Consider the following 17,374-nt stretch of genomic DNA (forward strand, 5'->3'; position numbering starts at 1 on the left):
TTAGGGGATGGCACGGGCGAGAGGATGCACGTATCCGTCCGGCTGGGCGTAGCGGCGCAGGCGCGGAGTCGCAGCCCCGTCGCGCGGCTGCGTTCAGGGCGAACGGGGTGGATTGTCGCTCGGCGCGTTCCCGGGAAGCGCCCAGCCGAAGCGCGCCAGCAGTGCGCTGTACTCGCCATCCAGCGGTGCTTCCAGCGTCATCGCCGTGCCGCTCACCGGATGCCGGAAGTCCAGCCGCCATGCGTGCAGCAGCATGCGATGGCAGGCGAAGTGCTGCTTGTAGAGGCGGTTGTGATCGCCGCGGCCGTGCTGGCAGTCGCCGATCACCGGATGGTGGATGTGGGCGAGGTGTTTGCGGATCTGGCGGAAGCGGCCGCTTTCCGGTTCGGCCAGCAGCAAGGCGTAGCGCTGCTGGGGGTAGCGGCCGAGTTCGATCGGCACTTCGACGGTGGCGAGCCGACGGTAGCGCGTGCGCGCCTCGCGGCGCGGGCCAGTCTCGCGCGAGCCAGGTAGCGGGTAGTCGATCACGTCCTCGGCCGGCTCCGGCCAGCCGCGCACCACCACCAGATACTGCTTGCGCACATCGCGGCCCATGAACTGTTCGCCCAGGGCCGCGGCGACGTCGCTGCTGCGCGCCACCAGCAGCACACCGCTGGTGGCGCGATCGAGCCGGTGCGCGAGGTAGACGTTGCCGCCCACCTGGTCGCGCAGCACATCGACCAGATATTGCTCGGCGTCGTTCACCATTGCCGAGCGGTGCACGGGCAGGCCCGCGGGTTTGTTCACCGCGATCAGGGCGTCGTCCTGGTAGAGGATGTCGAGCATGAAGTGCTGCTGCGTGTTCAGTGCGAACGCATCCAGCCCCAGCCGAACGCCAGCACCCCGGCGACACCCATGCCCAGCGGCAACCACGGTCCGTGCTGGGGCGCCAGCGCCCACAGCAAGGTGGCGCACAGCAGCAGGGTGGCGCCAAATGCGCCGCCGGCGATCATGCGCAGCAGCCGGCGCAGCAGATGGCTCTGGTGGCTGAGCGTGTCGACGTCGGCGAGCAGGCGGTGTTCGCCGCGCGCGATGCGCTCCAGCGAGTCATGCACCAGTTCGGGCAGGCGCGGGGCGAGATGGAACCACTCCGGCAGGCGCTTGCGCACTTCGCGTAGCGTGCGCAGCGGGCTGTAGCGCTCGCGCAGGATGCGCTTCAGCACGGGATGCGCCACCGCCCAGATGTCGATCTCGGGATCGAGCAGGCGGCCTACGCCTTCGATGTTGAGCAAGGTCTTCTGCAGCAGGATCAGCTGCGGTTGCAGGGTCAGCTCGAAGCGGCGCGCGGTCTGGAACAGCTTCACCACCAGTTCGGCCAACGAGATCTGTGACAGCGGGCGGGTGAAATAGGGTTCGCACACCGTGCGTACCGCCGCTTCCAGCTCGTCCAGCCGCACCGTGGACGGCATCCAGCCCGCGTCCACGTGCAGCTTGGCGATGCGCGCGTAGTCGCGTTCGAACAGCGCGATGAAGTTCTGCGCCAGCCAGTACTGGTCGGCCTCGGGCAGCGAACCCATGATGCCGAAGTCCAGCGCGATGAAGCGCGGCTCGGTGGTGCGCGTGGGGTCCACCCAGATGTTGCCGGGATGGGCGTCGGCGTGGAAGAAGTTGTCGCGGAACACCTGTTCGTAGAACACCCGCACGCCCTTTGCGGCGAGCGCCTTGCGGTCGATGCCGGCGGCGTCGATCGCGGCGATGTCGTCGCTGCTGATGCCGTGCACGCGCTCCAGCGTGAGCACGCGTTGCGCGGTCAGGTCCCAGTGCACCTCGGGCACATAGAGATCCACGCCGCTGGCGAAATTGCGCCGCAGCAGGCTGGCGCTGGCGCCTTCACGCTGCAGGTCCAGTTCGTGCTCCAGCATCTTCTCGACTTCGGCGACCACGTCGAGCGGGCGGATCTTGTCGGCGTTCGGATGCCAGCGTTGCGCGAGCAGGCCCAGCGAATGCAGCAGGCGCACGTCGCGGGCGATCTTGGCGTCGATGCCGGGGCGCAACACCTTCACCACCACCGCGCGGCCATCAGAGAGCTCCGCGGCGTGCACCTGGGCGATCGAGGCGGAGGCGAGCGGCGTTTCGTCGAATCGGGCGTATAGCCGGCTGAGCGGCGCCTTCAGTTCGGCTTCGACGATCGCTTTGGCCTCGACGCCGGGGAAGGGCGGCACCTGATCCTGCAGCAAGGCCAGCTCGTCGGCGATGTCCTCGGGTACCAGGTCGCGGCGGGTGGAGAGCACCTGGCCAGCCTTGACGAAGATCGGACCCAGCTCGGTAAGCGCCAGGCGCAGCCGGGCGCCGCGCGCCAGGGGCCGCACGTCGACGACGGGCCGGCCCAGCAGCGGGCGCAGCAGCTTCAACGGACGGAACAGGTGGGTGGCATCGACCAGCTCGTCGAGCCGGTAGCGCAGCAGCACGATGGCGACGCGCAGCAGGCGCGGTACGACGGTCAGCGGGGTCACGCGGATTTTCCTTTCAGGCGCGCTTCCAGTCGGGCCAGCCGCGCTTCCAGTCGTTCACCGCGCTCGCGCAGCGCATCCACGCCGTCGAGGAAGGCCTCTGCCTCGCCGGGCGCCAGCGCGAGGCGCGATTCGTCGCGCAGCCAGGCGGCGCCGTCCTCGACCAGGTGGCTGGAGGTTTCCTTTGCGTGCGCGAGGGCCTTGCGCACGGCGCGCGCCAGCGGCACGCCCAGTACGTCGCCAAAGCTGCGCGCGAATGCTTCCTCGAAGTCCGGGGCGAACTGCGAGGCGAGTTTTTCCAGCCGCCGCGCGAGGTCGGCGTCGCCGGCGATCTCCACTTTGCCCGGTGCCACGCTGTCGTCGCCGCGGCGCAGCGCCATCGCCAGCAGGCTGCCGGGCGTGGCGGCCACACGCAGCGTGCTGGCGCCGGTTTCGCTTGCGTCCGGCGGTCCGACCTTGAGTTGGCCGTCCTCCACGCTCACGGCCAGCGCCAGTTCCGGGCCGCGCAAGTGCAGCAGCACGCGGCGGCCGTTCAGCGCGGCGAGCTTGTGCTGCGTGTCGGGATCGAGCGACAGCGTGTGGTTCAGCGCGGTTTCCAGCGCGCGTCCGGCCAGCTTGCGCAGCGGCGACGGCAGCCAGGCGTTGGGAGTGGGATCGGTCATGCCGCGATTGTAACGGGCGATGCCATCTCCCCAACCCCTCTGCCGCGCGTCCGCGGGCGGCAGGAGGCCTCTCAATCGGTGGCGCCGTCGAAACCCAGTTGTCGCCACGCCTCGTAGACGGCGACGGCGACGGCGTTGGAAAGGTTGAGGCTGCGGCTGTCCGGCCGCATCGGCAGGCGCATGCGCTGCGCCTCGGGAATGGCGTCGACCACCGCGGCGGGCAGGCCGGCGGTCTCGCAGCCGAACAGCAGTGCGTCGCCGTCGGCGTAACAGGCGTCAACATGGCGCGTGCGGCCGCGCGTGGTGAAGGCGTATACGCGCGGCTGGCCGATCGCGGCGAGGCAGTCGTCGAGACTGTCGTGCACCAGCACGCGGGCGTATTCGTGGTAGTCCAGGCCTGCGCGGCGCAGGCGCGCGTCGTCGAGCGCGAAACCGAGCGGTCGTATCAGGTGCAGCGCGGCGCCGGTATTGGCGCACAGGCGGATGACGTTGCCGGTGTTCGGCGGAATCTCGGGACGGAACAGGATGACATGCAGCATCCGGCGATTATCGCGTGCACAGTGGCGCGCGATCCAATCATGCGGGCGATCAGCCGCGCGACAACGGGCACTGCAGGTTGTTCGCCACGACGCAGGGGCTGGTCGAGATCGCCAGTGCGGGGGAGGCGGCCGGTTGCAGCGAGGCCGGGCTGGCCGTCAGCATCGAGCCCAGCACCAGGGTGCAGACCAGCAGGCAGGCGGCGAACAGGCCGTGCAGCATCAGGGTTTCGTGTTTCATGATGGTTCTCCGGGAATCGTGTCGTGGGGATGGGCTCAGCCCGGCAGCCGCGGGCAGATCACGCCGTCGGCGGGCAGTGCGCATTGCGCGGGCGAAGCCAGCAGGGCGCTGCCGACATTGCCGCTGGCGGCCAGCTGCAACGACGAGGGGACGGCTTTCAGCATCGCGCCCAGCACCAGGGTGCAAACCAGCAGGCAGACGACGAACAGGCCGCTCAGCATCAGGTTCTCGTATTTCATGGTGTGTCTCCGACAAAGGTAGGTAGGTCCTGCACGTAACGAAGTGCAATCCGCGTGCCAACTGGAAAATCAATCACAAGCAATTGAATTTGCTTTACTTTATAAATAGGAGGCAGCGGCTGGTCGCTTGTCCGCGGACAGTCGGACGGTTGGACCGGACAGCCGAGCGGACGCCCGTGCCCTTCGTCACTACCAAGAACTTGCGATCTCCCCTAGCCTCGGGCGACACCCGACCCAAAAAGGAGCATCACGATGGGAAGCAAGCCCCTGGCCCTGCTGATCGCGGGCCTGATGAGCGTCGCTGGCGGTGTCGCGCCGGGCGTGGCAGAGGCCGCGAAGAGCGCACCGGCCGCCCATGGCGTACCGGAAATCGCCTATACCCGCTTTACCTTAGCCGAACGGCCTCACGGTGATCGTGCACGAGGACCACAAGGCGCCGGTGGTGGCGGTGAGCATCTGGTACCACATCGGTTCGGCCGACGAACCCAGGGGCAAGACCGGCTTCGCCCATCTGTTCGAGCACCTGATGTTCTCGGGTTCGGAGCACCACAAGGGCACTTATTTCCAGCCGTTCGAGCTGGCTGGCGCCACCGACATGAACGGCACCACCTGGTTCGACCGCACCAATTACTTCGAGACCGTGCCGACCACCGCGCTGGACATGGCGTTGTGGATGGAATCCGACCGCATGGGCCATCTGCTCGGCGCGATCGGCCAGAAGGAGCTCGACACCCAGCGTGGCGTGGTGCAGAACGAGAAGCGCCAGGGCGAGAACCGGCCCTACGGCCGCGTCGACGAAAACATCCTCGCCAACACCTACCCTGCGAACCATCCCTACCAGCACGACACCATCGGCTCGATGGCGGATCTCGACGCGGCTTCGCTGGCCGACGTGAAGCAGTGGTTCCACGACAACTACGGCGCCGCCAACACCACCCTGGTGCTGGCCGGCGACATCACGGTGGCCGAGGCGCGCGCGAAGGCGATGAAGTACTTCGGCGATATCCCCGCCGGCCAGCCGGTAGCGCACCAGCAGTCGTGGATCACCCCGCTGGCCGGATCCACCCGCGGCGTGCAGCACGATCACGTGGCGCAGCCGCGCATCTACCGGACCTGGGTGGTGCCGCAGCTGGGCAGCGATGCGGCGATCCAGCTCGCCCTTGCCAGCGCGGTACTGGGCGGCGGCAAGACCTCGCGGCTGTACCAGCGCCTGGTTTACCAGGACAAGTTGGTGGACGACGTTTCCGCCGGCATCGCTCCGTTCGCGCTGGCCAGCCAGCTCCAGATCCAGGCCGACGTGAAACAGGGCGTGGACCCGGCGAAGGTGGAGGCCGCCATCGCCGACGAACTGAAGAAGTTCCTCGCCGACGGCCCCACCGCCGACGAACTCGAACGCGCCAAGATCGGCAACCGCGCCCAGTTCGTGCGCGGGCTGGAGAAGGTCGGCGGCTTCGGCGGCAAGGCGGTGATACTCGCCGAAGGTCAGGTCTATCGTGGCAACCCCGGTGCCTACCGGCTCGATCTCGAACGCGCCAACGCGGCCACGCCGGCCAGCGTCAAGGCCGCGGCCGACCAGTGGCTGAGCAAGGGCGACTACCTGCTTACCGTGCTGCCCGCCGGCAAGGGCTTCGATCCGGTGGCGGAGGACAAGGCGGTGAAGCCGCTAGGCGACGTCGCCGGCCGGCCGCAGCCGAAACTGCCGCCCGCGCACCCGTACAGCGTCGCCAAGAGCGGGGTCGACCGCAGCAAGGGCGTGCCGGAGGTCGACACGTTCCCCGCGCTGAGCTTCCCGCAGCTCGAACGCGGCAAGCTCAACAACGGCATCGAGGTGATCCTCGCCCGGCGCAACACCGTTCCGGTGACCCAGGTGCAACTGTTGTTCGACGCGGGCTATGCCGCCGATCAGGGCCACAAGCTCGGCACCGCGAACTTCGCCGCCAGCCTGATGAACGAAAGCACCGGCAAGCTCGATTCGGTGGAGGTGGCCAAGACCAAGCAGCGGCTGGGCGCGATCACCACGGTCGGTTGCGGGCTCGACAGCTGCAGCGCCTCGCTCAACGCATTGAACGATCAGCTCCAGCCCTCGCTGACGCTGTTTGCCGACATCGTGCGCGATCCGGCGTTCAAGCCCGCCGACATCGAACGCGTGCGCGGGCAGTGGCTGGCCGACATCGCGCAGGAGAAGACTCAGCCGGTGGGGCTCGCGCTGCGCACCTTGCCGCCGCTGCTGTACGGCGCCGACCATGCCTACGGCATCCCGTTCACCGGCAGCGGCACCGAGGCCAGCATCAAGGCGCTGGACGCGGATGACCTGCGCCGGTTCCAGCACAGCTGGCTGCGTCCGGACAACGTGAAGATCCTGGTCGCCGGCGACACCACACTGGACAAGATCATCCCTGCGCTCAACACCGCCTTCGGCGACTGGCAGGCGCCGGCTGGCGCGATCCCGCACAAAAACATCGCCCAGGTCGCCGCGCAAGCCAAGCCGCGCGTGTTCCTGATCGACCGGCCCGACGCACCGCAGTCGCTGATCATGGCCGGCCTGCTCGCGCCGTCCACGCGCGCGCCGGATAACCTGTCCATCCAGGTGGCGAACGGCGCGTTCGGCGGCACCTTCACCTCGCGCCTCAACATGAACCTGCGCGAGGACAAGCGCTGGGCCTACGGCGCGCAGAGCTTCCTGATGGACGCCCAGGGCCAGCGGCCGATGCTGTTCTACGCGCCGGTGCAGACCGACAAGACCGCGCCGTCCGCCGCCGAGGTACTGAAGGAGGCGCGCGCGGTAATCGGCGACAAGCCGTTGACCGCCGCCGAGATCGCCAAGATCAAGGACCAGCGCGTCCGCGCGCTGCCGGGCAGCTACGAGACCACCAGCGCGGTGCTCGGCGCGATGAACGGCATCGTCGAATACGGCCGCCCCGACGACTATGTGCAGACGCTGAAGCCGAAGCTGGAGGCGATCACCCCGGCCGAAGCCGAGGCCGCGATCAAGCAGATCGTCGCTCCCGGGGCGATGACCTGGGTGATCGTGGGCGACCTCAAGCAGATCGAGGCGCCGGTGCGCGCCCTGAACCTCGGCGAGGTGCAGGTGATCGACGCCGACGGCAAGCCGGTAGCGAAATAAGCCTGCGTACAGGCGCGATCAAGCATCGCGCGCTAGCATGGAGGCCGGGCGGTTCGCCGCCCGGCCTTTCATCATCCAGACATCGGAGCCGTCCATGCGCAAGACCGTGCTGCTGCTTGTTCCCACCCTGCTGCTGGGCGCCTGCACATGGGGCATCAATCCCACCCCGGCGTCGCAGAATGTGCGCACCGCATGGAACGGCGATGTCTCCGGCTGCCGCGACCTGGGCAAGATCACCGTCTCGGTGATGGATCACGTGGGTCCGGTGGATCGCAACGACATCAAGGTGCGCGATGAACTGCAGGTGATGGCGCGCAACGAGGCCGCCACCATGCACGCCGACACGATCAAGCCGCTGGCCGAGCCCAGCGACGGTTCGCAGCCCTGGGGCGCCTACCAGTGCGGCTCGCACCTGGTGACGCCGGCCGCCGCACCGGGTAACAACCCCGCCGCGCCTGCATCCAGCGGCGCCACGCAGACCTACCCGATCAAGGGCGGCTGAGTCCGCTCCGCCGAATCGCGAAACACAAAGGGCGCCGAATGGCGCCCTTTGTGTTTGTGGGCATCGGTACGCGCAGCGCGTGCCGGATTACAGATGCCCGTTGGCCAGCTCGTCTGCCAGTCGCGGCAGCCGGTAGACCTTGCGCACCGCTTCCATCAGCGCCGCGGTGTCCACCGCCACTGCACGGTTGTTGCTGCCGTCGTAGGTGAAGTCGCCGCCGATGGAGTGGATGTTGCCGTCGAAGATCAGGCCCACCGCGTGGCCGTCACGATCGATCACCGGGCTGCCGGAGTTGCCGCCGATGATGTCGTTGTCGGTGACGAAGTCGAACGGCGTCGCGAGAGCCAGCGAATCCTTCGCCTTGATCCAGCTGTCCGGCAGCTTGAACGGGTCGGCGCCGGTAGCGCGCTTGTAGGCGCCAGCGAAGTCGGTGAACGGCGGCACTTCGTGGTCACCCTCCTTCCAGCCGGCGACCTTGCCGTAGGACAGGCGCAGGGTGAAGGTGGCGTCGGGGTAGTTGCTGGTGCCTTCGCGCGCGAAGCGGGCCTGGGCGATCGCCTCGTCGGCCTTGGTGGTAGGCGCCTGCACCTCGTCCTCGAACTGCTTGCGCAGCTTGGTCGCGGTGGGCTCGATCCCGCGCACGAACGCGATCATCGGATCGGTGGACGCCTCGATGGCCTTCTCGCCGCCGTCCCATAACTGCTTGCGCACCGCGGGATCGGCCAGCTTGGTGCCGTCCACCAGGGTCTTCGCCAGTTCGTCGGGCGACTGCTTGCCCAGCGCCTGGTGTACGAACGCATCGTCGGCGCCGAGGATCTGGCGCATCTTTTCCATCGACCACGCCATCATGGTGCGTTCGTACTCGGGATACACCGGCACCTTGGCTTCCAGCGACTGCTCCACCGCGGGCAGGTTGGCGTTGCGGAACTGCGGCAGGCGCTCGGCGTCGGGCTTGGCGCGCTGGGCCGCACCGCGCACCAGGGTCATCGCGTCGGCGAACAGCTCGGTGCCCACGCCGAAGCCGCGGCCGCCGGCGATCATGCTGTAGCGGTCCTGCAGCTCCTTGCCCCGCTGCTGCGCCTTGGCCAGGTCCGCCCACGGATCGCCGTACTTCGCGCGGCGCGCCGGATCGGCAGCGATCCAGTCGCGTAGCGCGGCATCGTCCTTCTGCTTCTGCGCGATGAAGCGTTCGTTGGTGAGCGTTTCCAGCCAGCCCTTGAACACTTTCAGCGTGTTCTCGATGCCGAACTGCATGTCCTGCGCCTCCTTGGCCTGCTGCGCGCTGGCGCGGCTGTACTGCCACAGCACGCCGCGCAGGTCGGACAGGTAGCCGTAGACCGGAATCAGCATGTCGTCGCGCATGGCCGACAGCTGCAGCCACGGCGTCTGGCGCTGGGTGGAACCGGGGTTGCCGACCACGAAGGTTGGCTCGCCGGCCTTCGGGCCGTGCGTGTCGAACTTGAAGAACTGCGATGTCTTCGCCGGCTTGCCGTCCACGTAGGCGCGGAAGAAGGTGACATCGAGGTCGTAGCGCGGGAAGTTGAAATTATCGGGGTCGCCGCCGAAGAAGGCGATGCTCTGTTCGGGTGCGAACACCAGCCGCACGTCCTGATAGCGGCGGTACTTGTACAGCGCGTAGCGGCCGCCCTGGTATAGCGAGATCACGTCGCAGCGCCAGGTCTTCGCGTCGCCGGCCACGCATTGCTCTTCGATCTTGCTGTTGACCGCGCGCTCGGCCTTGATCCGCTCGGCGCCGCTCTTGCCGTTCGTCGCTGCGTTCACCTGGGTGGTGACGTCGGTGATCGACTCCAGCTGGTTGAGCTCCACGTCGGGGCACTTCGGCTCGTCCTGCTGCTTCATCGCCGTATAGCCGTCAGCCATGTAGTTGTGGCCACTGCCGGAAAGCTGGGACAGACAGGCATTGGCGCAATGGTGGTTGGTCATCACCAGGCCGTCGGCGGAAACGAACGAGCCGGAACAGCCCTCGGCCAGCCGCACCGCCGCGTGCTGGACCAGGTCGATCCACTGCGGCGTGGGCGTGAAACCGTAGCGCTGCTGCATCTGCTTCACCGGCAGATGGTCCAGCGTCCACATGCCTTCATCGGCCATCGCGCCGCCAGCGGCGCCCAGCAACAGACCGGAAAACCCAACGAGCAACCAGCGTTTCATCGCGTCCCCTCCGTGTGCGGGCGGATCGGCGCGGTTGGCGCGGGTCCGCAGTTGGCGTGTCGAACCGGCGGCCATCATGGCGCCTGCCACAGGGGTGGCGGAAGTGAAAGTCGGCAGGGGTACTTGCAGGTCGCCCGTCTGGGGCATAAAATTCACATCCATATATTTCATATGTGAAATATATACACAGACATCAAGAGCTACCTCCCATCATGAGCAGCTTCGCCCCCACCGAACAGCGCCTCGCTGTCACCTGCCGCCGCCAGCCCGCGTTTCCGCGCGAGCCGGCGGTGCTGGTGCGCCTGATCAAGCATCTGTACAAGCGTGTGCACGACGACGCCAACGCGCTGCTGAAACCGTGGGGAATCAGCCATCCGGAATACAACATCTTGATGATGCTGTACGGCACCGAGGGCTACACGCTGAATCCCTCACAGCTGGCCGAGGCGGCAGGGGAGAAGTCGGCCAACATCACGCGGCTTGCAGACAGCCTGTGCGACAAGGGGCTGATCGAGCGCACCGCGAGCGACGAGGACCGGCGCAAGGTCAGCCTGAGCCTGAGCAAGGCCGGGCTGGCGATGATCGACGACTTCATGCCCGGCATCTGCGCGTTGCTGGAACGCCAGACCGCCGGCTTGAAGCCCGCCGAGACGGCGCAACTGGAACGCCTGCTCAAGAAGTTCCTGGATCAGTTGGAACGGGACTGATGTTGGAGCAGGACTGAGACCATGGCACCGGCATCGACGAAGGTGGAGCAGGCGGCGCGCCGCTGGCCGACGCTTGCGGAGGCGTTCGCCGGCGAAGGCAGCACGTGGCTGTTCGTGCTCAAGTCGCTGCTGGCGCTGTACCTGGCCGCGTGGCTGGCGATGTGGTTGCGGCTGGAGCAGCCGGCCACCGCGATGATCACGGTGGGCATCGTGATGCACCCGCACAGCGGCATGGTGCTGGCCAAGAGTTTCTACCGCGCGATCGGCACGCTGTGTGGCAGCACCTTCGGGCTGGCGCTGCTGTGTGTGTTCCCGCAGCAGCGCGACCTGTTCCTGCTCTGCCTGTCGATCTGGGTGGCGCTATGCGCGGGTGGCGCCACGCTGTACCGCAACTTCATGTCCTACGGCTTCGTGCTGGCTGGCTATACCGCGGCGATCGTGTCGCTGCCGGCGATCAACGATCCGCTGGGTGTGTTCGACTCGGCGTTGATGCGCGTGAGCGAGGTGATGCTGGGCATCGTGGTGGCGGGCGTGGTCAGCGATCTGGTGTTCCCCGAACGGCTGCGTCCGGTATTGCGGCAAAGCGCCCGCGAACATTTCGCGCACTTCATCGACTTCGTGCGCGGCAGCACCGGCGGCAGCATTCCGCGCGCCGAGATGGAGCAGGCGCACCTGCGCTTCGTGCGCGCCGCGATCCAGCTGGAGAACATGCGCGCCTCGGTGATCTTCGAAGATCCCGAAATCCGCGCACGCAGCACCCGCATGCGTCTGCTCAACCAGCACAACATGGCCGCGGCGACCAGCTTCCAGTCGCTGCACCACCTCATCAATCGGCTGCAGCGTGAGGGCCGCACGGCCGAAGTGGATGCGCTGATCGCGCTGTACCGTCCGCTCGGCGCGGCGCTGACCACGGCGCCGGAGGATCTGCACGACCCTGCGGTGCTGGCGCCGCGCCTGCGCGAATGCGCGCAGCAGCTGCCGGCGCTGGAGGCGGAGTTGCGCGCGCGGCTGGCGCCGGGGCGCCCGCAGCTGGCCTTCGACACCGGCGCCACGCTGCTCAGGCGCTTCCTCGACGAACTGTGCGGCTACGTCGAGACGGAACTGGCGCTGCGCGAGCGCGTGCAGCGCGGCGGCGTGGAGCGCGTGCATTTCCGCCGCGGCAACGACGCCACCGGCGCCGCGGTGGCGGTGCTGCGCACCTTCCTCACCATGACCGTCTTGAGCACGTTCTGGATCGCCAGTGGCTGGGCCTATGGCGCCAGCGCGATGTTGCTGGCCACCATCTTCAGCGGCCTGTTCGCAGCGGCGCCGAATCCGCTGGCTTCCGCATTCAGCATGCTGGCCGGCTATACCCTGGGCATGCTGGCCGGTATCTATGCGGCGTTCTGGCTGCTGCCCGGCAGCGACGGTTTCATGATGCTGATCGCGGTGACCCTGCCGCTGCTGCTGGTCGGGCCATGGCTCAACGCCCGCCCCGAATTCGGTAGCGTGGGCGGCGGCTATGCCATCGGCATCGTCTACATCCTCGCGCTGAAGAATCCGATGATGTACGACCCGGCGCACGCGATGAACGACGCCATCGCACAGGTCGCCGGCGTGGCGCTGGCGGCGGTGGCCTTCGTGTTCGTGCCGCGCGTCACCGGCAGCGGCTGGCAGCGCCGCCGGCAGTTCCGCCGCCTGCGCGAGCAGGTGGTACAGGCGGCCAGCGCACCGCTGGAAGGTCTGCCGTGGCGCTTCGAGAGCATCAGCCGCGACCTGTTCCATCAGGTGATCGTGCACACCCGCCCGGGCAGCCGCCAGTCGCGCGAGTTGCTGGGCTGGGCGCTGGCCGTGCAGGAGAGCGGGCGCGCGCTGATCGAGTTGCGCCAGCAGCTGCATGCCAGCACCGCGCCGCCTGAAGTACACAAGGCCGTGGATCGCGCGGTGCAGGCGGTGGCGCAGTTGTACCGCAGCCCCGATGCCGCACGTCGCCAGTACGCCGAAGACGCCGTGCGCGAAGCGATCGACGTTTGCGCCGTCGCTCCCGCGCTGCGTCCGCACCTGTATCAATTGCTGGGTGCGCTGCGCGACGACGAATCGCCGCTGGCGACCTGGATGCCATCCATGGAGTCCCCCCATGCCCGGTGAAATCGCCATCTACGGCGTGCTGGTGCCCGGCCTGTTGCCGATCTTCCTCGGCAGCCTGCTGCTGATGGTGCTGCTGGACGTACTGATCGGCCGCTACGGCCTGTATCGCTACGTCTGGCATCCGCCGCTGTTCCGCCTCGCCCTGTTCGGCTGCCTGTTCGGCCTTGCCGGCTTGCTGCTCCGTTGACTGAAATCATGATCAGGCTTCACCCATGAACAAGACTTCGTTGATGCGTTTCCTGGTCACTGCCGTGGTGGTGGTGATCGCCGCTGTGCTCGGCCACGCGCTGTGGAAGCACTACCTGTATTCGCCGTGGACCCGCGACGGCCGCGTGCGCGCCGACGTGGTGCAGATCGCGCCGGACGTGGCTGGCCTGGTCGACGCGGTGCCGGTGCACGACAACCAGTCCGTGCACAAGGGCGACGTGCTGCTGGTGATCGACCCGTCGCGCTACCGGTTGGCGCTGGCCCAGGCCCGCGCCAACCTGGCCGCGGCCGGGGCCAGCGTGCATGCCGCCGAGGCCAACATCGCCGCGGCCACCGCTGCCACGGTCGCGCGCAAGACCGACTACGCGATGTACCGCGCGCAGGCGAAGCGGCGCATGCAGGTGCCGGCGGGCACCGTGGTGTCCAGCGAGACGCGCGACAACGCGGTCGCCGCCGCCGAAGCGGCGGAAGCGGCGTTGCACCAATCTGAGGCTGCGCTCAAACAGGCGCAGGCGGCGCACGACCAGGCGCTGTCGGCGCAGGTGCAGGCGCAGGTGGCAGTGCAGAACGCCGAACTCAATCTCGACCGCACCCAGGTGCGCGCGCCGGTGGATGGCTACGCCACCAACGTGCAGGTGCGCGTGGGCGACTACGCCAGCGCGGGTGCGCCGCGGTTGGCGCTGGTGGACGGCCACAGTTACTACCTCTACGGCTATTTCGAGGAAACCAAGCTGCCGCAGCTGCAGGTGGGCGATCCGGTGGACGTGCGCCTGATGGCCGGCGGCATCCACCTCGAAGGCCGCATCGACAGTATCGCGCGCGGCATCGCCGACCGCGACAACCCCGGCAGCCCGGAGCAGCTGGCCAACGTGAATCCCACCTTCAACTGGGTGCGTCTGGCGCAGCGCATCCCGGTGCGCATCGACATCGACGCGAGCCGGATGCCGGCGGGCAGCGTGCTGGTCGCCGGCATGACCGCGACCATCGAAGTGCACCCGCGCGACGGCGATCGCGCATCGCGGCAGACGCAGCCATGATACGCATGGCGCGAACGCTCGCGGTCATCGCGTCGGTGCTGGCGCTGACCGCCTGCGCGTCGACCCGCGGCCTGCATCCGGTCGGCCACGAAATCGCGCCGGACAGCCTGCAGACGCGGCAAAGCCTCGCCGGTGTGCAGGTGAGTCCCGCCGCATGGCCGCAGCAGGATTGGTGGCATGCGCTCGGCGACGCGCAACTCGATGCGCTGATCGCCGAGGCGCTGCGCGATAACCCTGGCCTTGCCGTGGCCGATGCGCGCGCGCGGCTGGCGCAAGCCGAGGCCCAGGCGCTCGACGCCGCACGCGATCCCAATGTGGAAGCCAGCTACGCCGCCACCGGCGCGCGGCTTTCCGAGAAGGAAGTCGGCCTGGTGCTGCCGGAGGCCGTGGGCACGTTCGCGTGGATGCAGAGCGCCGGCGTCGACTTCTCGTGGAACGTCGACTTGTGGGGCGGTCAGCGCGCCGCGTGGGAGGCCGCGCTCGGCCGCAGCCGCGCGGCGGAAGTGGATCGCCGCGCCGCGCGCATCCAGCTGTCGGCGAACGTGACGCTGGCCTGGATCCAGCTGCGCCAGGCCTTCGTGTTGCGCGATATCGCGCAGCGCGACGTCGAGCGCGCGGATCGCATCGCCGCGCTCACCCGCACCCTGGTCGCCAGCGGCATGGGCTTGCCCGACAACCTGTTGCAGGCGCGCACCGAAGCAGGCATTGCGCATCAGCATCTGGTAGCCGCCGACGCAGCCATCGACAGTGCACGCATCAGCCTTGCCGTGCTGCTGGGCAAGGGTCCGGATCGCGGCCTGCAGATTGCGCCGCCCGCCGAGGCGCAGCCGGTGTCGCTGGCAGTTCCGCCGGGCCTCGCGGCTAATTTGCTGGGCCGTCGCCCCGACCTCGTTGCCGCACGCTGGCGCGTGGAGGCGGCCGCACAGGACATCAAGGCGGCCAAGGCGCAGTTCATGCCCAACCTCAACATCAGCGCGATGGCCGGTTTCCTGGCGTTGGGCGATAACGTGCCGCTGTTCCAGTTGCCCGCGCGCACCTACAGCGTCGGGCCGGCGTTGTCGCTGCCCTTGTTCGACGGCAAGCGCTTGCGTGCCGGCCTCGATGCCCGCGATGCGCTGTACGACGGGGCAGTGGCCAACTACAACCAGACGCTGGTGCGCGCAGTGAATCAGGTGGCCGATCTGCTCAGTCTGTCGCGCGCCGCGCAGAGCCAGCTGCAGATGCAGCAGGACGTGCTGCGCAACGCGCGGCGCACCTACGACAACGCACAGATCGGCTACCAGGCCGGGCTGGGCACCGAGTTGAACACTCTGATCGCCCGCCGCGTGCTGCTCACGGCCGAGCAGAACGAAGCCGTGCTGCAGAGCCGGCAGGCCGAACTTGCAGTGCGCATGGTCGAAGCGCTGGGCGGCGGCTTCAAGGATGGCGAAACGCCGGCGACCGTCGCCAGATAAGCGCCGCCCGGGCGCCGCCACGGGTAGGCAAGTCCGCACCGGGTTTGCCATCATCCCGGGCATGAACAGCTTGTTGAATGCTCCGGGCCGCCTGGCGCGCCGTCTGTTGCCGCGTCGCCGCGACGCGGCAAGCCGGCTGCCCGCTTTTTCCGTGCCCGCCGCCGCCATCACGGCATTGCCCGATCCCGCGGCCTTTCGCCAGGCCTTGCTGCAGCTGATCGCACAGGCCGAGCGGCGCATCGTGATCGTGGCGCTGTACCTGCAGGACGACGACGGCGGTCGCGAAGTGCTCGACGCGCTGTACGCAGCCAGGGCGCGGCGCCCGGCGTTGCGGATCACGCTGTACGTGGACTGGCACCGCGCCCGCCGCGGCCTGATCGGCCAGCGCCAGAGCGAAGGCAATGCGGGCATGTACCGCGAGTACGCACGCCGGTTGGGCGAGGGCGTGGAGATCCGTGGCGTGCCGGTGCAGAACCGCGAGCTGCTGGGCGTGCTGCACCTGAAGGGCTGGGTGATCGACGATGCCGTGCTGTATACCGGCGCCAGCCTCAACGATGTCTACCTCGCGCGGCACGGTCGCTATCGGCTGGACCGTTACCACCTGCTGCGCCATCGCGGGCTGGCCGACGCGATGGCCGGTTTCGTCGAGCGCCACTTCGCCGGCAATCCGGCCGTGCCGCGGCTGGACCTGCCGGAAGCACCCGCCACCCGCACGCTGCAGCCGGCGATCCGCGAACTGCGCCAGTCGCTGCAGTCCGCCAGCTACGCCACGCCGGACGAAACGCCGCAAGCCGGCACGGTGGCGGTGACGCCGCTGCTGGGCCTGGGCCGCAACAGCAATGCGCTCAACGACGCCGTGCTGGAGCTGTTGCAGGAGGCGCGCGAACGGGTGGTGTTGCTCACGCCGTACTTCAACCTGCCGCGGCCGGTGCGTGCGGCGGTCGGTCAGGCACTGCGGCGCGGTTGCCGCATCGACATCATGGTAGGCGACAAGACCGCCAACGATTTCTACATTCCGCCGGAGCAGCCGTTCACCACGATCGGCCTGCTGCCCTACCTGTACGAAAACAACCTTCGCCGCTTTGCGCGCACGCATGCGCGCCAGCTCGCCAGCGGCCAGCTGAACCTGTGGCTATGGCGCGACGGCGGCAACAGCTATCACCTGAAGGGCCTGCTGGTGGACGACCACGCGGCGCTCGTCACCGGGCACAACCTCAACCCGCGCGCGTGGTCGCTGGACCTGGAGAACGGCCTGCTGCTGCGCGATCCCGCGCGGCACCTGCACGCGATGCACGAGGCCGAATGGGCGGAGCTGCGCCGCCACGCCACGCGGCTCGCCGACTACCGCGCGCTGGAAAGCCCGCGGCATTACCCGCCGGACGTGCGGCGCCTGCTGCGCCGGCTGAGCCGGGTGCGGCTGGACCGGCTGGTCAACTGGCTGCTGTAGGAGCGCACTCTGCCCGCGAAGTCTCAGCCAGGGGCTGACGACCAGCTATCCGCGGTCGAGGGTCGAATGGCGCAGTGAGCCGCGTGGGCTGTCGTCCGGGCGGCGAAAGGCATGAGGCGATACGGGGCCGGCGCTCAGGCGTCGAGGTCGGGGATCAACTTGCTTTCCAGCCGCGCGATATGGTCCTTCAGCAGCAGCTTGCGCTTCTTGAGGCGGGTGAGCTGCAGCTCGTCGCGGCCGATCGCGCTCGCCAGCTGGTTGATCGCGGCGTCGAGGTCGCGATGCTCCAGCCGGAGTTCGGCGAGCAACTGGGCAGTTTCGGCGTGGTCCTGTACCTGCATGACGATGTGCTGCGGTGCGGGCGATACCCCATAGTGTAGCGCCGCCGGAAGCGGGCGGAGCGGGCAGGTACAATAGGCGCCCCCCGTCCCCT

General features: G+C 68.3%; 15 protein-coding genes and 1 pseudogene. 8 read left to right on the top strand and 8 right to left on the bottom strand.

Annotated features, from left to right (window positions below; genetic code table 11):
- Positions 1 to 93 precede the first annotated feature (93 nt).
- The 6 genes from ISP14_RS05035 to ISP14_RS05060 form a co-directional block, all read right to left on the bottom strand.
- Complete coding sequence (locus tag ISP14_RS05035) at positions 94 to 825, bottom strand: pseudouridine synthase (protein WP_404536801.1); 732 nt, start codon at positions 823 to 825, stop codon at positions 94 to 96.
- A 17-nt stretch (positions 826 to 842) separates the two neighbouring features.
- Positions 843 to 2,483, bottom strand: coding sequence for a ubiquinone biosynthesis regulatory protein kinase UbiB (gene ubiB, locus ISP14_RS05040; RefSeq protein WP_404537133.1), 1,641 nt, complete (start codon positions 2,481 to 2,483; stop codon positions 843 to 845).
- A gap of 5 nt (positions 2,484 to 2,488) precedes the next feature.
- On the bottom strand, positions 2,489 to 3,151 hold the full coding sequence (locus ISP14_RS05045) for a ubiquinone biosynthesis accessory factor UbiJ (protein ID WP_404536803.1): 663 nt from the start codon (positions 3,149 to 3,151) through the stop codon (positions 2,489 to 2,491).
- 71 nt (positions 3,152 to 3,222) lie between these two features.
- Positions 3,223 to 3,690 carry a tRNA (uridine(34)/cytosine(34)/5-carboxymethylaminomethyluridine(34)-2'-O)-methyltransferase TrmL gene (trmL, locus tag ISP14_RS05050; RefSeq protein ID WP_404536804.1) on the bottom strand — a complete coding sequence of 156 codons (468 nt, stop codon included), beginning with the start codon at positions 3,688 to 3,690 and terminating at the stop codon, positions 3,223 to 3,225.
- Positions 3,691 to 3,739: 49 nt separating this feature from the next.
- Entirely contained in the window at positions 3,740 to 3,928 is a 189-nt protein-coding gene (locus ISP14_RS05055; RefSeq protein WP_404536805.1) for a hypothetical protein, read from the bottom strand.
- A 35-nt stretch (positions 3,929 to 3,963) separates the two neighbouring features.
- A complete protein-coding gene (locus ISP14_RS05060) occupies positions 3,964 to 4,167 on the bottom strand; it encodes a hypothetical protein (protein ID WP_404536806.1) in 204 nt (67 codons plus the stop codon).
- A gap of 252 nt (positions 4,168 to 4,419) precedes the next feature.
- Between ISP14_RS05060 and ISP14_RS05065 the strand changes: the two are divergent.
- Together ISP14_RS05065 and ISP14_RS05070 are read left to right on the top strand one after the other, a co-directional pair.
- Positions 4,420 to 7,291: pseudogene (locus ISP14_RS05065) on the top strand (M16 family metallopeptidase).
- 94 nt (positions 7,292 to 7,385) lie between these two features.
- The gene (locus ISP14_RS05070) at positions 7,386 to 7,793 is read left to right on the top strand and encodes a DUF4156 domain-containing protein (RefSeq protein ID WP_404536807.1); all 408 of its coding nucleotides are present in this window, start codon (positions 7,386 to 7,388) and stop codon (positions 7,791 to 7,793) included.
- Positions 7,794 to 7,880: 87 nt separating this feature from the next.
- Here the strand turns inward: ISP14_RS05070 and ISP14_RS05075 are convergent, their stop codons facing one another.
- Positions 7,881 to 9,962, bottom strand: a complete 2,082-nt coding sequence (locus tag ISP14_RS05075; RefSeq protein WP_404536808.1) for a S46 family peptidase — start codon at positions 9,960 to 9,962, stop codon at positions 7,881 to 7,883.
- 212 nt (positions 9,963 to 10,174) lie between these two features.
- On the opposite strand from ISP14_RS05075, the gene ISP14_RS05080 reads away from it, so the two are divergent.
- From ISP14_RS05080 to pssA, 6 genes are all read left to right on the top strand, one after another.
- Complete coding sequence (locus ISP14_RS05080; RefSeq protein WP_404536809.1) at positions 10,175 to 10,669, top strand: MarR family transcriptional regulator; 495 nt, start codon at positions 10,175 to 10,177, stop codon at positions 10,667 to 10,669.
- Positions 10,670 to 10,690: 21 nt separating this feature from the next.
- Positions 10,691 to 12,796, top strand: coding sequence for an FUSC family protein (locus tag ISP14_RS05085; protein WP_404536810.1), 2,106 nt, complete (start codon positions 10,691 to 10,693; stop codon positions 12,794 to 12,796).
- The gene (locus tag ISP14_RS05090; protein WP_404536811.1) at positions 12,786 to 12,983 is read left to right on the top strand and encodes a DUF1656 domain-containing protein; all 198 of its coding nucleotides are present in this window, start codon (positions 12,786 to 12,788) and stop codon (positions 12,981 to 12,983) included. Before ISP14_RS05085 ends, ISP14_RS05090 begins: the two co-directional genes overlap by 11 nt.
- Before the next feature lie 25 nt (positions 12,984 to 13,008).
- Entirely contained in the window at positions 13,009 to 14,040 is a 1,032-nt protein-coding gene (locus ISP14_RS05095; protein WP_404536812.1) for a biotin/lipoyl-binding protein, read from the top strand.
- 5 nt (positions 14,041 to 14,045) lie between these two features.
- A complete protein-coding gene (locus ISP14_RS05100) occupies positions 14,046 to 15,494 on the top strand; it encodes an efflux transporter outer membrane subunit (RefSeq protein WP_404536813.1) in 1,449 nt (482 codons plus the stop codon).
- Between the two features lie 61 nt (positions 15,495 to 15,555).
- Positions 15,556 to 16,941 (top strand): CDP-diacylglycerol--serine O-phosphatidyltransferase, encoded by a 1,386-nt coding sequence (gene pssA / locus ISP14_RS05105; protein ID WP_404536815.1) that lies wholly within the window; start codon positions 15,556 to 15,558, stop codon positions 16,939 to 16,941.
- Positions 16,942 to 17,075: 134 nt separating this feature from the next.
- Here the strand turns inward: pssA and ISP14_RS05110 are convergent, their stop codons facing one another.
- On the bottom strand, positions 17,076 to 17,282 hold the full coding sequence (locus tag ISP14_RS05110) for a YdcH family protein (RefSeq protein WP_367843160.1): 207 nt from the start codon (positions 17,280 to 17,282) through the stop codon (positions 17,076 to 17,078).
- Between the last annotated feature and the right edge of the window lie 92 nt (positions 17,283 to 17,374).

Source organism: Dyella agri (assembly GCF_044904705.1).
Taxonomy (GTDB): Bacteria; Pseudomonadota; Gammaproteobacteria; order Xanthomonadales; family Rhodanobacteraceae; genus Rhodanobacter_A; species Rhodanobacter_A agri.

Excerpts from the sequence above, each read along its gene's own strand:
- ISP14_RS05035 (WP_404536801.1), bottom strand. The coding sequence starts at position 825 with ATGCTCGACATCCTCTACCAGGACGACGCCCTGATCGCGGTGAACAAA.
- ISP14_RS05045 (WP_404536803.1), bottom strand. The coding sequence starts at position 3,151 with ATGACCGATCCCACTCCCAACGCCTGGCTGCCGTCGCCGCTGCGCAAG.
- trmL (WP_404536804.1), bottom strand. The coding sequence starts at position 3,690 with ATGCTGCATGTCATCCTGTTCCGTCCCGAGATTCCGCCGAACACCGGC.
- ISP14_RS05055 (WP_404536805.1), bottom strand. The coding sequence starts at position 3,928 with ATGAAACACGAAACCCTGATGCTGCACGGCCTGTTCGCCGCCTGCCTG.
- ISP14_RS05060 (WP_404536806.1), bottom strand. The coding sequence starts at position 4,167 with ATGAAATACGAGAACCTGATGCTGAGCGGCCTGTTCGTCGTCTGCCTG.
- ISP14_RS05070 (WP_404536807.1), top strand. The coding sequence starts at position 7,386 with ATGCGCAAGACCGTGCTGCTGCTTGTTCCCACCCTGCTGCTGGGCGCC.
- ISP14_RS05075 (WP_404536808.1), bottom strand. The coding sequence starts at position 9,962 with ATGAAACGCTGGTTGCTCGTTGGGTTTTCCGGTCTGTTGCTGGGCGCC.
- ISP14_RS05080 (WP_404536809.1), top strand. The coding sequence starts at position 10,175 with ATGAGCAGCTTCGCCCCCACCGAACAGCGCCTCGCTGTCACCTGCCGC.
- ISP14_RS05085 (WP_404536810.1), top strand. The coding sequence starts at position 10,691 with ATGGCACCGGCATCGACGAAGGTGGAGCAGGCGGCGCGCCGCTGGCCG.
- ISP14_RS05090 (WP_404536811.1), top strand. The coding sequence starts at position 12,786 with ATGCCCGGTGAAATCGCCATCTACGGCGTGCTGGTGCCCGGCCTGTTG.
- ISP14_RS05095 (WP_404536812.1), top strand. The coding sequence starts at position 13,009 with ATGAACAAGACTTCGTTGATGCGTTTCCTGGTCACTGCCGTGGTGGTG.
- ISP14_RS05100 (WP_404536813.1), top strand. The coding sequence starts at position 14,046 with ATGGCGCGAACGCTCGCGGTCATCGCGTCGGTGCTGGCGCTGACCGCC.
- pssA (WP_404536815.1), top strand. The coding sequence starts at position 15,556 with ATGAACAGCTTGTTGAATGCTCCGGGCCGCCTGGCGCGCCGTCTGTTG.
- ISP14_RS05110 (WP_367843160.1), bottom strand. The coding sequence starts at position 17,282 with ATGCAGGTACAGGACCACGCCGAAACTGCCCAGTTGCTCGCCGAACTC.